This window comes from Methanosarcina sp. 2.H.T.1A.6 (assembly GCF_000979455.1).
GTDB lineage: Archaea > Halobacteriota > Methanosarcinia > Methanosarcinales > Methanosarcinaceae > Methanosarcina.
This window is the reverse complement of sequence record NZ_JJOY01000049.1, coordinates 173,936-189,517: the sequence shown is the minus strand read 5'-3', so window position 1 is coordinate 189,517 and position 15,582 is coordinate 173,936. Positions and strand designations below refer to the sequence as shown.

Here is a 15,582-nt window from a genome sequence, read left to right as displayed (position 1 = left end):
CAAACTACGTAATAATTGTCAACAATTGCAAACGGTGAAGAACCATTTTCGTCTGTTCCGAAATCTATAAATAATATATTCAACACTTTACGTAATGTAAAGTAAACAGTACATTTTGCACATATCATTTTACTATAAGTATCCAGACTTTTACTTAAAGATGCCCAGTATTAAGAACAAATATAATGGGAAATATACAAGGAGGTTTTAAAGATGAAGTTTAAGCAATTTCAAATATTTTTATTCCTTATTGTAATGTTTATGGGAGCGGTTTTAAGCTTTGCTTTTTCGATAGGCAATCCGGCACTAGCCGCAGGCGTTTTCTTCGCAGGCACAGCTGCTATATATTTATGCAAAAGCAGAGTGAAAGGTGTTGTGGAAGACGAGCGTGTTCACCAGGTCGGCCAGAAAGCCTCGTATGTTACTCTCCGGATAGTTACACTGGGTCTTGCTATTGGAGGTACAGTTCTGATAGCCATGAGAGATATCTACCCCGGCTACACAGATCTCGGTTTCGTCATGGCATACGCCAGTTGCGGAGTCCTTGTGCTTTATTCCCTGTTTTACAGACACTACAACAAAGAATACGGGGGTTGAGATGAAAAATAATATTAAAGTTTACAGGGCAATTCATGACCTTACTCAGGAAGGCCTGGCTGAAAAAGTCGGGGTAACAAGGCAGACAATACACGCTATTGAGAAAGGAAAGTATGACCCCTCTCTTGAGCTTGCTTTCAAGCTTGCCAGGCTTTTTGACACAAGAATTGAAGATATCTTTCTCTATGAGATCAGGGGGATTGATAGTAGAGAGGATTGAGATCTGCTCTGAAAAAGATTTATCCCTTAACTTCTTTAATCAAAGTTGCGTTGGCGCACCCCGCAGCAAGCTAGCGGGGTATTCGACAGAAAATAATCTTAAAATTTAGGGGACATTTGTTCGATGAAAAATAGCTATTAAGAGTGTTGATGGGTGAATAAACGCATATAAATCTTTATTCCAAAATCTGAAAGTAGGATTTCTTAATAGAAGTAGTAATAATTATTCTCGTATGTATTGTCTGAGTTTCCATTAAGTTTTTCATAAAAAAGGACTTTATCAAATATTTTTCAGCTAAACTTAGCTTTCCCGGGCTCCTCCGCACAAATAAACCGGAAGTAAAAGAGCATATAATTATGATTTTATTTTTTGTAAAACCGCTATCTAGTAAAGAAGTGAAATTTCAGCACGTAAGCTAATTTTCTTAAAAGGGATTTAAAGCCGATGCATCCGGAAAATCAATATTAGTTTATAAATAAATTTATAAGGAATGAGCAGTTAGTTAAACACAGATGTCTGTTTCTAAGATATTGGTTTGAAAACCGGTATATACAAAGCAATGGTAGACAGGGAACAGGCAAATAAAAACAGCTACCGAAACAAGAAGACCAGCAGGAGTAAAATATATGATGCAATCTTTTATTGTGGAACATTACCTTAGCAAAGCTGTAGATGTTTACTGTGGAGGGCCAGATATTTTCAGGGGAACTGTAGAAGCCTGTGCTGATAATGTCCTTACGCTCAATAATGATGGAAAACTTACACACATAGCCATTGATAAGATTATAGCTATGTGGGCTCAATAATCTAACAACTTTATATTTTAAAACCGTTATATTATTGGAAATGACAGGGGAAGAAAAAGGGCATTATTGATCTTTTTCTAAACCCTTTTACAGCTAGATAATTCTTTGGACTGATGGAGGAACTTAAGCTTTTTATTCTTCATATAGAGGATGAAAGCTGCTCCTTATCCAGCAGGACCAAAATTAGATACGTGGGAAATACCCTGAGGTGCAAAAAATGCAGTCTTTTATAGTGGAACACCATCTCGGAGAAATTGTAGACATCTACTGCGGGGAGCCTGATATTTTTAACGGAAAAGTGGAAGCCTGCGCAGACAATGTACTCACTCTTGGAAAAGACGGAAGATACACGCACATAGCAATTGATAAGATCATAGCTATCTGGCGCGCGTAATAAAGGATAAAAGAGTGTGATCGAGTCAGATTTTTTTAAATAAAGAGCTGTCAAATAAAAATATATTGAATTGGAGAAGTCCCGAAATGGGATACTTCATCCTTTCATCACTTTTTTACAAAAAGCCCATATGTTCTTTGCAGCTTATATTTTGATACAGCTTTTTGCATGGGAGGCAATGAACTCTCTCATGAGTTTTGCTCCGAGCATGGCTGTCTGTCCGGAATCATATTCAGGGGCAATTTCAACTACATCGAAAGCCATTGAGTAAGGAGCAAGAGTCCTTATTGCAGTTCTGACGTCCCTGGCACTGAGGCCAAAAGGCTCAGGTGTACCGAGACCCGGGGCGTAAGACGGATCTATTGCATCCATATCAAGAGAAAGATAGAGCTGGCTACAGTCCAGACATTCAATTACTTCTTTGAGGACTTCGACCATGCCTATGGATTCAACATCATCTGCCGTGTAGTATTTCAGGTTATTTTCCCTGGCAAAAACCCATTCTTCTTCCGGGCCGCTCCTTATACCTATAGAAACAAGATTCTTCGTGACCTGATCGAGAATATTCCGGGATACACACGCATGATTATTCTTGAATCCCCTGTACTCCTCCCTGAGGTCAAAGTGAGCATCAAGGATAAGGACTCCGAAATCATCTCCTGCGAACTCGGCACACGCCTTAACCGTCGAATAAGTAAGGGAATGTTCTCCACCAAGCATTATTGGAAGCTTTCCATCATTCAGTAAACCCTTTACATCTTCGTAAAGATCCCGCAGGGTCTCGTCAACCAGGGCTGATGTTTCCAGGTTTCCTGCATCATAAATCGGAAGGTCCACAAGATCGATGTCAAATGTCGGGTTATAACTCTCAAAATTTGCAGAAACCTGCCTCATCGCATCCGGAGCCCAGCGGCTGCCTGCGCGGTACGAGGAGGTATTGTCAAAGGGTACGCCGAAAATAACATAACGTGCAGACTCATAGTCTGCAAGAGCATCTATAAAGGAATTGGGCAAAAACATACTCTTACCTGATGTAAATTGTTTACTTAAAAAAGAAACTCAGGTTATTAACCTGAGTTTTCACCTGCTTTTCAGAGACTTATGTCCTTATATCGAGTTTGACCTTTCCGAGGGCTGTGATATAAGAAATCTCTTCGCCCTCTTTTACCTTTTCCTTGTATTCCTCAGGGATTACAATCTCAAAGGTCGAAAAGTCTCCCAGATCCATGAGCTGGGCGATTTCGCCAACGATTGAGATTACCTGTGCACTTTTTCGTTCTACAATCGGAACATAGACTTTGTTTGCAACTGAACCAATGTAGGAGCGCTTCTGACCGTCAAAAAGACCAATTGTCTCGATTCTTGCCTTTGCGGCCCCATGTTTCCCGGGTTTGGATTTTGTAATGCTCTTTATGATACATGCTTCGTCGTCAACGATTACGTACTTCCCTTCTTTGAGCTCCTTAACTTCAACCTGCTGTTTCATAACAATTCTCCCTTACGTTTTAGATATGTATATCAATAAGTTGTAAGCGCCATACCGGATTTGCGGGCAAATTTACCAGTGCCAATTCCGGCGAAGTGGTATAAAAAGGCTTATCTAATTTTTAAGCCTGTCTACCCTTTTATCTCAATAAGTTGTAAGCGCCATACCGGATTTGAGGGAAATTTTTCCAGTGCCAATTCCGGTGAAGTGGTATAAGATGGCTGTTCTAATTTTTAAGCCTGTCTACCCTTTTATCCATACTTTGCTTACTTGCTCTGTATAGAAAAACTGGAAAGTAATTACTACCTGAATACATGTACAATCTCACAGGTAGAGAACTAATACGATTAATTATCCTAGAGTATATAACGCTTATGCGAGATTTTGTTTTTCCGGGAGTAATTTCAGAGAAAACTTTCGAAATAACTGGATAATTCCATTAATTTGAACGGAATCTTTGAGATAATAAGTAAAATTTGACTGTTCAAGTCAATTACCCGCTAAATCTAAAGATGTAACGGGTTTCCTGCGGAGGTGTTATGAACTCCGGATGAACCCTGTTCCTGCGGAATTTGCAATACATGCAAAAGTCCGTAGCCTTTTTCAGTTTTTCTTTAACATCCGAGTCCAAGTTCTCTCAGTTTTCCCTGAGAGGGAACTCCCTCCGTATCCCAGCCACGATAACGGTAATACTCCTGAAGAGCAACTTCAAACTCCTGCCTGGGAATTTCATCTCCTCTTTCATCGCTGCCGGCTTCGAAAAACCTTTCAGGAAGGGCATCATCTTTCCGTGTAAAACCCGCTCTCAGGTTATAAATTTTCTCCAGATTCCAGATTCTTTCTCCTGATTTCAAGAGTTCCGCAGGAGATACTTCCATCCCAACCCCCGAATGCAGAAGGGCTGAACAGAGTTCTTCATTAATGGCAAAAATCGAAAACGGACAGAGCACAAGGGAATCCAGCACAGCAGTCAGGTTTTCAAAGACCTGCAGAATTCCAGCTTTTCCTTTGAGGCTGAAGCGATCAAGGAGTAGAGGCTTTCCAAGAACTTCGGGTCCGACCATAAAGGCTGTAAAGTAATCTCCCCCATGGCAGGAGGTAGCGTAAGCAAGGGCCTGCCCTCGGATTCCCCGGGGATCAAAACCCCCGAGTTCGAGACCCTTTACATCCATACTAAGATATTCTCTCTTCCGGGCTGAGAAATACTTTCTAGCTCCATTTCCGGGTTCACTCCCTCCCCCGATTGCTTCAAGAAGAGTTTCAAGTTCCCTGAGATCTATTTTCCCGGATTTGAGTTCCGCACAGGCGCCGAGTACGGAACCTGCAGAGATAGGGTCAAGCCCGTAATCCTTACAGATTCTGTCTGCCCGGAGCACGGAGTTAAAATCCGGGTTTTCAAGGTTGAACCCGAAAGCCCACAGGGAATCGTAATCAGGAAGGATCTGCCCGGTTTTTATTATCCTTCGTTTACAGCCCAGAGGACAGGCAGGGCAGCTTTCTTTCTCAAGCTCGAAGCTGGTTTTGATATACTCCCCTGAGAACAGATCCGCAAAAGTAGTTCCTCTTCCGGAAAAGTTTTTGCAGGGGATGAGATCCATATAATCCAGAAGCTTTACAAGTGAAGGCGTGCCGTAGTTTGCAAGCCCTTTGGAGAGTACGGGGTTTGCTTCAAAAAGCTTTAGCATCTTTGTTTCAAGGTCTTTGAACTTTTCAGGACTGGCTGGCAAACGTTCTTTTTCCCCTTTTACAACCATTGCCTTCAGCAGCTTTGAGCCTGCAACCGCCCCCAGACCCCCCCTTCCGCTGTGTACGGAATCAATGACAAAAGAAGAAATCAGAACTCCTTTTTCACCTGCCCGACCTATGCAGGCGACGCTTCCTTTATTCTTCAGGGCCTCGGTGCATGCTTCGATATTTTTCCCCCAAAGATGGTCTGCCTGCACAATTTTGATATCTTCCCCCCTTACCTCCACAAAGGAAGGTTTTTTTGCCTTTCCGGTAATGACCAGAGCATCAATCCCGGCTTTTTTAAGTTCTCTCCCGAAGCCCCCACCCATGTTCCAGCTAAATATTGTGCCTGTTAGAGGTGACTTCGATGTAAGAACTGCCCCTGAAGCCATCGGAGCAAGGCCTGTAAGCGGCCCGGCAGTGAAAATCAGGGGGTTTTCAGGGCTAAGAGGGTTAATATCAGGATCTGCAAGCTCGGAAAGTAACTTTATTCCAAGTCCCCTGCCTCCCAGGTACATACGGATTAATTTTTCATCGGTACCGGTGACGGTAACTGCTTCGGAGCTAAGGTCTACATATACTGTTTTTCCTTTCCAGCCAGCCATATCAATCCCTTTTTCATGACTCTTTTAGTTCTACTTATTGTGACGTGGTTCTGATGTATTTTCAACCGGATTTCAAATTAGAATTCCTTTTTCGATTCTTTTTCGATTCATTTTCATTCATTAATTCCGGATTCTGCCCTTTTCCTTTAAGTCTTGTAACCACTCTATAGAAATATTTGCCTTAAAGCCTTCCTATTGAGAGATAATTTTTAATCAGGACCTGTAATGTGAAGATCTTAAAAGAGCCAGCCTTTAAGACAGAGAAATCTGAGATAATATTACATGAATCTGGAGAAACCGTATATCATATCTGTATACGCCCTTGTCCGGAATGAGAAAGGAGAATTTCTGCTACTCAGGCGTTCGGAAAACTCCCGCACCAATCCTGGAAAATGGGACCTGCCGGGTGGGAAGGTGAACCTGGAGGAGACTCTTAAAGAAGCAGTTGTGCGTGAGGTCTGGGAGGAAACCGGAATTTCAATTTATCCGGGGGAAATTGCAGGAGAAGTAAACTTTGAGCTCCCGAAAAAAAAGGTTATTGCTGTTCTATATAATGGGGGATATGTTATAGCTGAGGTTAAATTGAGTTCGGAGCATATTGAATACGCCTGGATTTCCCTTGAACGTATTCTCGAAATGGAGACACTTCCTGCTTATTTCAGAGACTTTTTCAAAAGGTTTGCCCTCGAAAACAAAAAACCTTACGAGCCTCCTGTGTGATCCGGAAATCTGCCTATTTATCATTCATTTGATATCATTCATTTGAAGTACTCATCTTCAAGTTTTTTTCTTTTTTTCCGGCTGTACTGCCAGCTTACACCAAGGAGCAGGAGAATTGCAAGAGCTATAAAACCTGCTACACGCAACAGAGTTCCATATTTGTTCAGCAGAATGGGGTTCACATTATCCCTGAGTTCGTACTCAGGATACATTATATCTCCCCGATCATTGCTGTGCCCGAGACCAAGAGCATGCCCGAGCTCATGCTTTGCAATGGTAAGCATGGTTGCGTCTCCATACTGCCTCCAGCCCCTACCCTGATAGTTTCCAACCTCAAGGACTATATCCACTCCAACGAAACGATCTCCGGAGATACTGGGTTTTGCATAGCCTGCTACACCCGAAGGAGCGCCTTCAACGCTCTCCAGGTTTTCCACCCACATTATTCGTATGTCCGCTTCTTCGGAGTCGACAATCTCAAAAACAGGGCTGTACTCGAGGTTACCGTTTCCCCCGTCTTCCCAGTATTCAAGAGCCTTTTCTATCTGTTCATAGTAGGTGGGGCTGTAATGGAGCGGGATATTTTTGCCGTCGATGTACACTGTAATAGGAGAATGACTCCAGGGATTATCGAGAATCTTCTCTGAACTTGCCCCGGATGCCGGGAAAACAGCAGGTAAGAATAATACCATCAGCAATAAGACAAAGGAGAAAATGATTCCATGAATATTGTTTTGATTAATGTAAATGAGCCTCCGTATCGGCAATTAATTTACTTCCAATTATTATTAAGATTATTAATATTATTATTAGTATGATTATTAGAATTATTATTAGTATGATTATTATTAGTATGATTATTATTAGTATGATTATTAGAATTAGTATAAATCAGGTAAACCTGTTTTACAGACATAATTTGTGAGTTCTCAATTGATCTCAATAAGTTTATGGATTGTGTTAATTAAATACCGAAAAGATCTGTAAAAAAATAAGCATTAAGATTATAAGAACTTAACTTAGAAATGTTATTGCAAAAATTGAACCAGAATTTGGTCTGTAAACCGATTTTTAATTAAAACGATCTTCAAAAATTGTTTTTTAAAATAAAATCTAAAATTGAACTTCCAATAAGTGAGCCTGAAAAAGTTAAATTTCGGGGATTTTGCTGACTGTTTACTTAATGTTTGCTCCGGAGATATTGCATACTTCGCAATCAGGATCACAGCATTGTTCTTTTTCGTCACTTTCCTCTTCTTTAGATCCCTCTTCGTCACCAGGGAATTCGGATGCAAGCGCCCTTGTACTTCCTGCAAGTACTGCGGCGTTGGCCAGGGATGCTCCTATCATTATTGCATAAAATATTTTTTCTTTTGTGATTCCTTTTCTTTTTGCGATTCTGATATGCATTTTAAGGCAATGGTCGCAGCGAAGGGCAGAAGCTACACCTATGGAAATAAGCTCCACGGTTTCCGGGTCGAGATTTTTGAACTCTCGCATGATAGAATTATCATAAAGAGTTTTTGGGATGAAGATCTCAGGGAGATCTTTCATAAAATTCATAATGTAAGGAACTTCTCCATACTGTTTCCGGACATCATCGAGAAGCTCCGGGATGACTTTCTCGGGGTCACTTTTCAAAATTTCCACAATATCCTCAAGTTCCATAAGAAACCACCAGCGCACATTAACGTGGAAAACAGGATTGGACGCCATTTTTCTGGTAGGACTTTACAGTTTAAAGGATAAGTGAAAAGCCACAAACCCAGTAAAAATGTAAAGGATAAAGTTTAACCCAACAGAATCCGGGTCAAATTGCAAAACCAACGTCAGACTTAGATTTGATTTTTATCAATATATAATTTTTCATTTTTGACCTGGAAATATTTGCAAGCTCGGAAAGGACGACTCCTTCATCAAACTCCAGCTTTTCAATTTTCTCATGGAATTCATCGTATGGAAGTTTGACCCTGAGTCCGTCAAGCTGAAGGGTGAGAGGAGCAGGAGAGAGCACCCTGCGGATTTCCGGAACCTGGTTTTCGATCTCCTTCATGACTCGCGCAGGAAGTACCGCAAGCGGGTCTTTTGCCTGCTGCTGGCGAATCTCAGAAGCAATCTTTGAAACCCCTTCGTTCAGATTGTCGAGGGCATTAATCTCCTCTGTTCTTCTTAACCTGTGAGAAACCCTTCCTATATTTCCAATGTAGAGGTCTGCTCCGGGGACATCTTCGGTTTTCAGTTCAGCAGGCCCTCCGGTAACCACAATAGGTATCTCAATGCCTTCAAAGAGTTTCGGCTTCTTTTTCGTAATACAGTCACTGAAAGATCCGAAGGTGAAAACCGCAATATCGTGCTCGTTGATGAGCTTTCGTTCATAGTCCATGGACAGGGAGACCCTGCGCCCCATTCCCCTTGCAAGCCCTATCATATTTGTATTAGCTCCGGGATGGCGAAGGTATTCTGCTATATCGCAGGCCGAATGTGGCAGGTGGTGTGAGGCAAGTGTAGGGGAGACAACTGCAATCTCTACCCCTGTAAGAGGAGCTTCCATCAGGACTCCAAGCAGTTCATGCGAGAGCTTTTTTACAATATCAATATCTTTTTCAGGGATAAGCATTATAAGATTGACTTCGGTCCCGGTAACTACTTTCTGAATTATGTAGCCTCCGAGATCTTCCATCAGTTCAATTAAAAGCCCGTGTTTATGGACTCCGCCGGTGTAAAGATAGGGTAGGAGTACAACCATCTTACTTTTTCCCTCCTTCCGTCAGTTCTTCGAGCATTGCTCCTGCTTCTTCGATCCACTCATGTTTCAATGCTTCCTCAGATGCCACAAAAACAAATCGATTGCCTTTATATAGATGGTAGCGAACCCTGAAACCCTCAGGAGTGGCGCGGACCGCGAAATCCACGAGATTTTCGTGAAGCCTGTGCCTGGGGTCTGCAACCATCATTTCTTTAATAAAAGCTGCCTCTTCAGCGGGTTTATCCGTGGTTATGGCTACAGTCCAGCGGTCCGGCTGGCTGATGTTCGCTTTTCCGTAGCGCTCCCAGAGTTTCCCGAGCAGTTCCGGAATGTACTGCTCTTTTTTGATAGAAATCATTACTTCTCCGGCGACAGGTTTTGCTTCCACATCAGCAATATCGATTGTCGTAACCCTGGTGCCAACATCCCTGAGAATGATTGCCATCTGGAAGAGAGAATCTTCAGGTCTTAGCACTACCTTGATCCGTCCTATTGCAGGAGCAAGCTTGAGACTTGCAAGGTTGTCCTCGATAATCTTCCTGTAAAACTCCTGCTCCGAATCAATTGCTGACTCGACAACAAAGATCTCAAGCGAATCCATTTTGACCTCACTCCTCCACATAGCCGGAAGCAAGAAGTGCTGCCCCTACTGCCCCTATCATGTGGGAGTTTTCCGGTACAAGAACCTCAATCTTGAGAAGGTCTCCGAGAGCTTTCGGGACTCCTTCGATAAGGGAAGAACCTCCTACAAGGATCAATGGCTCTTTTACGTCCACTTCCTGCAGTTGCTGCTCGTAGATCTGTTCTACCACACTGTAGCAGGCTGCAGCTGCGACATCTTCAGGAGTAGCTCCTTTGGCAAGGGAGTTTACAAGGGACTGTATCCCGAAAACTATGCAGTAGCTGTTCATGTTTACATTTTCCTGCATACCCTTGACTGCAAGTGCCCCGAGTTCCGTAATCTCCACACCGAGACGCTTGGAGATCATTTCAAAGAAACGTCCCGAAGCTCCTGCGCAGATCCCCCCCATTGTGAACATGCCAGGGATTCCGTCTTCAACAGAGATCGCCTTGTTGTCCATACCTCCGATATCAATGACCGTCGCAGAGCCCTTTTGCCTGCCTGCAAGGTAGACAGCTCCCTTTGAGTTGACGGTAATTTCTTCCTGGATCAGCTGGGCGTTAAAATGGTTCCCTATAAGAAAACGTCCGTATCCTGTAGTGCCCAGAGCCTGGACTTCTTCTCTGGCAACTCCGGCTTCTTTAAGGGCCTGGGAGTATGCTTCGTCAGCACTTTCAAGGACTTTTGTTGTAGGCACCCAGCCTTTACCTATGATCTTGTTATCTCTCATAACCACAGCTTTTGTGGTTGTCGATCCCGAATCAATTCCCGCAGTCAGCCCGGTCTGGACTTCCCTGGCAAGGAGATGCCTGCGCCTGGCAATTGTGGTCAGGGCTTCAAGACGGGTGAGCAGGGTGCCTGCACTTGTTCGTTCGGTAAATGAATAGCTGATTACAGGGATCTCGGAGTGCTTATGGATGTACCTTCTGACCTCGTTTCGAACAATAGCTCCTTCTGCACAGCGGAAGCAGGTAGTAATAAAGACCCCATCTACTTTTGTTGTACCTTCAACAACGGCCTTTGCCCGTGCCATCATGAGCCTGAGGTCTCCGCTTGCAACTTCAAGCCCGAAATCTTTGCCTATGGTATCTATGGATGCAATGTCAATTTCGGGATAAATGAATTTTGCATCTACTCTGGCTGCGGCAGCTTCAAATTCGGGCTGAACCCCGGCATACTCAGAGCCGCAGGAAACCAGAGCAATCTTTACAAGTCCGGATTCTTCGGCACTCATTCCTCTGCCTCCTTTTCTGCCGGTTCTTCATCTACTGGCTTTTCATCTTCGTCCGGCTTTTCTTCAGGCAATGACTCCAGAAATGCTGCGATTTTGTTCACGAAATCGCGGGCATCCTCGTCGGATTCCGGATATTTTACTTCCAGAACAGGGACCCCTTTATCGCGCACCAGATATTTCATCAGTTCGTTTGTGCGGTTACAGCCCACGCAGCCAAAGTTTGCAGGGGGGTTTTCAACTATGATTGCAGCTTCTGTTTCTTCTATAAGGGGACCTATTAGAGACATTCTTCCCCTTACTCCAGCCGGCACTTCAACCGCAGCATATCGAAGCCCGATTTTAGGATCTTCGGGAGTAATATTAATAGGGGGAGAATCCAGGCTGATGTTTGTAACTTTCTCTCTTACCTGGTTCATCATTGTAAGGGGTTTATGCTCGAAGCGCTCAACCAGGTCAGATAAAATAAGACTGTTTACAGGGTAAATGAAAACCTTTGCCAAAAAAATTCACCTCGCAAGCTCCTCTTCAATAATTTTTTCCAAATCAGAAACTTTAAGCCTGCTTTTCTCTTTGTGTTTTTCTTTTACGGACTCTTTTGCTTCCAGTTCATCAAGTGCAGCCCCTATGGCAGGGAGCATCTTCACTTCTTCCCTCAGGAAATGGAATCCAGGCCTCGGGCCTCCGCCCCGGCTTGCCCGACAGCGCCTCTCATCACCTGCAGGAAATCCCCTATCTTTTATAAAAATGTGGTTTTTATCCATCTGCTGAATCTTTTCTACCACTGAAAGGACATCCTCCTTTGATCCTGTTACAATAAGCCCAAAGCAGGTCTCCTTTACCGTAACCGGAAACTCTGATTCATAAATCTTCATGGCTGCATCCGCAGGCAGCACTTTATCCGAACTGATTACAATGTACTTTGTAATCTCATTTTGTTTTATTTCTGTCATCTTCTGTCTCTCCTCAACTTCGGGAGACTTCACCTGCGATAAATCCAAACATGTGAATCCGCTCAAGTATCAACATTATTTTCGGTTATGTAATAGTTTATTATGCATTATTTAATTAATTAAATACAACTTATATAATTGAATAATTATCAATAATTAGGATTCTCAGTTCCCCTTATCATCAGTTCTCCTGCGTGCAGCTTCAATTATATATATCGCATCTCCTTCTTCGATGCCCTTAAGTCTCTCAGGCTCGACTATCCGACCGATAATATTCGTTGAGGAAAACTTTTCTCCGGTAGGACCGAAGAGATCATCATCTACAAGTCTCGCTCCTATGGTCCCCATCCTTTTTGCGGCCTGATTTGTGATTCCAATTTCCCCGGCCAGTACCCTGCCACTTGGCGTGTTTTCAGGAAGGATTTCTTTGTATTTCACCACTTCCTTTTCTGTTTTGAAAAGGTAAGTGTTCTCATAGACCATATAAACAGGAAGTTTTCCGACGGTTTTTGTCTTGAGTTCAAGAGAATGACGGAAAAAGTCTACCGATTTTGGGGCTATCTCCGGGTAAAGCTCAACTTCAATGAGTTTTTCCCTGGATACCGCATAAGCAGTCACTTTCGCTTCTCCGAAAATTTCCAGAGTTGTTGGCGGGTCCTGCCTGACAATTACTGCGTCCTTTCCTGTGTACCCATCTTTTACCAGTTCCACCCCTATAGAGGAAAGTACGGGCTCGACCTCTTCAAAGCTGTGTCCCAACAGGACTATCTGGGGAGGAAGGCTTTCTACTGACAGCTTCTGTCCCTTTTCTGCGAGTTTGATAAGCTCAAGGCCTTTTGTTACCTGCCCGACGACCGAATGCACAAGGCTTGAAGGCCGTTCCTCTCTGGAAATATATATCCTACCGGCCCCGTATCCGACTGTCCTGACAGAGATGGCACCTTCTCTTCTCGGCTCAAAATTTTCATAAGGAACAGGTTCTTCTTTCAGGCTATCATCTGAGATAAATGAGCTGGTTATCACATCTACGTTAAGAGTTCCCTCGCGGGTCAGGGCATAGAAGTGTTCAGCTCCCTTAGGGGAGTTTCTGGAAAGCTCGACCTCAAAATAAGTAAATACACTGTCATGATTTTCAAGAAGGGTAGAAAGATCGGTAGTACAGGTTTTTTCTGCAAGTTGTTCCCATTCTATAATAGGCTCTATGCTCAGGATGGAGTCTTCTCTCGAAAGCCTGAAAATAAGATTTCTCCCGGTTACAATTGTTGCAAAAACGCCATCTTCGGGAGATCCATACTCAGCGGCATGCCTTTTTCTTGACAGGATCAGATGAGTATTACGGGAGTCAAATCCTCCTGCCCCGAATACAACATCAAACGCTTCAAAGCTCCCGGTCTCACGCAAAGGCTTTATGTCGGCTTCAAAAGGTCCGAAAGCCAGAGCTTCAGGACTTGCCCAGTGGATGGTTTTACCTTCATACTCTTTATAATGTTCAGCCCATAGTTTTCCAGAGGATGATTCCGGATCTTTGAGTTCTATCCTTAGCTCCCCTCTGGGTGTCTTGATAGCGTATTCGGTGACATTCTCCGTCCTCTTCTCAGCGGCTTTTTTAAGAATTCCAACCGCTGTACCGGCTATATAGGGGGCTCGGGAAACTTTAAGAGCGTCTCCAAGGGTAGAGCCTGCAGGCAAAGTGTATTTTTGCCCGTTCACCTCTACGCTGATCTCATTACTCGTAATCGGCACCTCATTTTAGTATTTTTCTATGTTAAGAGGTGGCGGCATATTTATATTTCTTCTGTAGCTTTGAGCCCTTCTTCTGTAGCTTTGAACCTTTCTTCTTCAGTGAGATGGGAGAGTACGTTCTCCGGTTTCCCTATAGCTACGATCTTTCCATCGCGCATGAGTGCAACACGGTCGCAGATCTCATTCACAAAGTCCATGTCGTGAGAGACAACAACAAAGGTTTCTCCAATCTCTTCTCTGGCTTTAAGGATGGAGTTTGTCACTGATACCTTGGTAATAGGGTCCATTGTCCCGGTTGGTTCATCCATAATGACGATTCTTGGCTCCTTGATAAGGACCTGCGCAAGTGCAATTCTATGTCGCTCTCCTTCACTCATTTCATTGGTCATTTTGGACAAAACAGCTTTTGCCTTATTTTCTTCAAAACCTGCAGCCTTGAGAGTAATTATGGCTTTTCGAACCCCAAGTTCGAATGGAAGGTCCAGGCTAATGGATTCTGTAAGATTGTCTATTACGGAGCTGTGGGTATAAAGCCCATATTCCTGGTGCAGGAATCCCATGTATTTCGTTGCCCTGCCTTTGTTTTCAACCCCTAATTTTGTCATGTCCACCCATCCATCCCCGACGCGGACTTCAACTTCTCCTGAGGTTGGTGGTAAAATTCCCATAAGGATTTTCGAGGTTGTGGTCTTGCCTGCTCCGCTTACCCCGACAAGGCCGAAAATCTCTCCTTCCATCACGTCAAAAGAGATTTTGTCCACAGCTCTTACCACACCCCGGTCTACTGAGATATAACGCTTTGTCAGATCCCTTACGCGGATAATAGGCTCTCCTACCAGAGCGTTCTTTTCCTGCCTGACCATGGATGCACTTTGCATAAAGATCGCAGAAACCTCAAGTGGGTCTCCTTCCTGGACTACTTCCCCATTTTCAAGCAGAATTGCCTTATCTGCCAGTTTCTCGATTACTTCGGGCCAGTGGGATGTAAGGACCATGCTCATATTGTAGCTCTTAACAGCCTTTATAATGGCTTCGTGAACCAGCTTTGCAGTCATGGGGTCAAGGGTACCTGTAGGCTCGTCGGCTAATAGGAGAAATGGATTTCTTACAAGCTGTCTTGCAAGCACAACCCGCTGTTTTTCCCCCCCGGAAAGTTCCCTCGCCACGTGCATCATACGGTGGCTCAGGTTTACCTCCTCGAGGAGTTCAACTGCCTTTTTCATGGCGTCTTCTCCCTTATACCCGATTTCATTCAGGGAGTTTATGACGTTTACCAGAACTCTTTCATCCCCATAAAGGGCAAAGGTTCTCTGGAGCATTATTGCAATGCGCTTGGTGATATCCTTTCTTATAGGGTCGTAAAGTGAAAGTTTTATAAAATCAGCTTTGAATGCCTCAAGACTCTCGCCGCAGACCGGGCATTTCTGGCCTATTTTGCTTGGACGTTCTATATATCCGCATTTCTCACAGCGGGCCAGATGATAAATTACTTCGCCCGAGATATTCTCAAAAGATTCGGTCCCACGCAACACATGCATAAGGATTGTTTTCCCGGATCCGCTTTTTCCCAGAATCCCAACGACTTCCCCTTCGTTGATGCTTAAACTTACGTTTTTCAGTGCCTTAAGACCATCGAAATCTACGGTTAGATTTTTTACTTCAATAAATACTGGCATGTATTTTCCTCCGCAAATTATGAGTTGCAAATAAGTCCTGGTGGCTTTCTCCTGC

At 43.6% G+C, this 15,582-nt stretch carries 17 protein-coding genes; 5 read left to right on the top strand and 12 right to left on the bottom strand.

Annotated features, from left to right (window positions below; translation table 11 throughout):
• The first annotated feature begins 213 nt into the window (after window positions 1–213).
• The 4 genes from EO98_RS15660 (at window position 214) to EO98_RS18925 (ending at window position 2,017) form a co-directional block, all read left to right on the top strand.
• Window positions 214–597 carry a DUF2178 domain-containing protein gene (locus tag EO98_RS15660; RefSeq protein WP_048142236.1) on the top strand — a complete coding sequence of 128 codons (384 nt, stop codon included), beginning with the start codon at window positions 214–216 and terminating at the stop codon, window positions 595–597.
• 1 nt (window position 598) lies between these two features.
• Window positions 599–817, top strand: a complete 219-nt coding sequence (locus tag EO98_RS15655) for a helix-turn-helix transcriptional regulator (RefSeq protein WP_048142234.1) — start codon at window positions 599–601, stop codon at window positions 815–817.
• 626 nt (window positions 818–1,443) lie between these two features.
• Window positions 1,444–1,623: an MM0924 family protein gene (locus EO98_RS15650; protein ID WP_048134045.1), complete on the top strand. Its 180-nt coding sequence runs from the start codon at window positions 1,444–1,446 to the stop codon at window positions 1,621–1,623.
• Between the two features lie 217 nt (window positions 1,624–1,840).
• Entirely contained in the window at window positions 1,841–2,017 is a 177-nt protein-coding gene (locus EO98_RS18925) for an MM0924 family protein (RefSeq protein ID WP_200895197.1), read from the top strand.
• A gap of 144 nt (window positions 2,018–2,161) precedes the next feature.
• Here EO98_RS18925 and speB read toward each other — a convergent pair whose 3' ends face one another.
• The 3 genes from speB to EO98_RS15635 all read right to left on the bottom strand — a co-directional run bounded on the left by speB (window position 2,162) and on the right by EO98_RS15635 (window position 5,836).
• Complete coding sequence (gene speB / locus EO98_RS15645; protein ID WP_048142232.1) at window positions 2,162–3,037, bottom strand: agmatinase; 876 nt, start codon at window positions 3,035–3,037, stop codon at window positions 2,162–2,164.
• Between the two features lie 79 nt (window positions 3,038–3,116).
• Window positions 3,117–3,503 carry a translation initiation factor IF-5A gene (locus tag EO98_RS15640; RefSeq protein ID WP_048134052.1) on the bottom strand — a complete coding sequence of 129 codons (387 nt, stop codon included), beginning with the start codon at window positions 3,501–3,503 and terminating at the stop codon, window positions 3,117–3,119.
• A 614-nt stretch (window positions 3,504–4,117) separates the two neighbouring features.
• The gene (locus EO98_RS15635) at window positions 4,118–5,836 is read right to left on the bottom strand and encodes an aldehyde ferredoxin oxidoreductase family protein (RefSeq protein WP_048142229.1); all 1,719 of its coding nucleotides are present in this window, start codon (window positions 5,834–5,836) and stop codon (window positions 4,118–4,120) included.
• A gap of 282 nt (window positions 5,837–6,118) precedes the next feature.
• Here EO98_RS15635 and EO98_RS15630 point away from each other — a divergent pair, with 282 nt between their 5' ends.
• Window positions 6,119–6,556 (top strand): NUDIX domain-containing protein, encoded by a 438-nt coding sequence (locus tag EO98_RS15630; protein WP_048142227.1) that lies wholly within the window; start codon window positions 6,119–6,121, stop codon window positions 6,554–6,556.
• Between the two features lie 38 nt (window positions 6,557–6,594).
• Here the strand turns inward: EO98_RS15630 and EO98_RS15625 are convergent, their stop codons facing one another.
• The 9 genes from EO98_RS15625 to atwA form a co-directional block, all read right to left on the bottom strand.
• Window positions 6,595–7,248, bottom strand: a complete 654-nt coding sequence (locus EO98_RS15625) for a matrixin family metalloprotease (protein ID WP_048142225.1) — start codon at window positions 7,246–7,248, stop codon at window positions 6,595–6,597.
• A 484-nt stretch (window positions 7,249–7,732) separates the two neighbouring features.
• Complete coding sequence (locus EO98_RS15620; protein WP_048142223.1) at window positions 7,733–8,224, bottom strand: carboxymuconolactone decarboxylase family protein; 492 nt, start codon at window positions 8,222–8,224, stop codon at window positions 7,733–7,735.
• Between the two features lie 142 nt (window positions 8,225–8,366).
• Entirely contained in the window at window positions 8,367–9,302 is a 936-nt protein-coding gene (locus EO98_RS15615) for a methanogenesis marker 7 protein (RefSeq protein WP_048134058.1), read from the bottom strand.
• A 1-nt stretch (window position 9,303) separates the two neighbouring features.
• Window positions 9,304–9,903, bottom strand: a complete 600-nt coding sequence (locus EO98_RS15610; RefSeq protein ID WP_048142507.1) for a methanogenesis marker 17 protein — start codon at window positions 9,901–9,903, stop codon at window positions 9,304–9,306.
• Window positions 9,904–9,910: 7 nt separating this feature from the next.
• Window positions 9,911–11,158: a methanogenesis marker 15 protein gene (locus tag EO98_RS15605; protein ID WP_048134060.1), complete on the bottom strand. Its 1,248-nt coding sequence runs from the start codon at window positions 11,156–11,158 to the stop codon at window positions 9,911–9,913.
• A complete protein-coding gene (locus EO98_RS15600; protein ID WP_048142221.1) occupies window positions 11,155–11,658 on the bottom strand; it encodes a methanogenesis marker 5 protein in 504 nt (167 codons plus the stop codon). Before EO98_RS15600 ends, EO98_RS15605 begins: the two co-directional genes overlap by 4 nt.
• Before the next feature lie 6 nt (window positions 11,659–11,664).
• The gene (locus tag EO98_RS15595; RefSeq protein ID WP_048142219.1) at window positions 11,665–12,108 is read right to left on the bottom strand and encodes a methanogenesis marker 6 protein; all 444 of its coding nucleotides are present in this window, start codon (window positions 12,106–12,108) and stop codon (window positions 11,665–11,667) included.
• A gap of 165 nt (window positions 12,109–12,273) precedes the next feature.
• The gene (locus EO98_RS15590; RefSeq protein ID WP_048142217.1) at window positions 12,274–13,851 is read right to left on the bottom strand and encodes a methanogenesis marker 3 protein; all 1,578 of its coding nucleotides are present in this window, start codon (window positions 13,849–13,851) and stop codon (window positions 12,274–12,276) included.
• Between the two features lie 41 nt (window positions 13,852–13,892).
• Entirely contained in the window at window positions 13,893–15,527 is a 1,635-nt protein-coding gene (gene atwA / locus EO98_RS15585) for a methyl coenzyme M reductase system, component A2 (protein WP_048134068.1), read from the bottom strand.
• Between the last annotated feature and the right edge of the window lie 55 nt (window positions 15,528–15,582).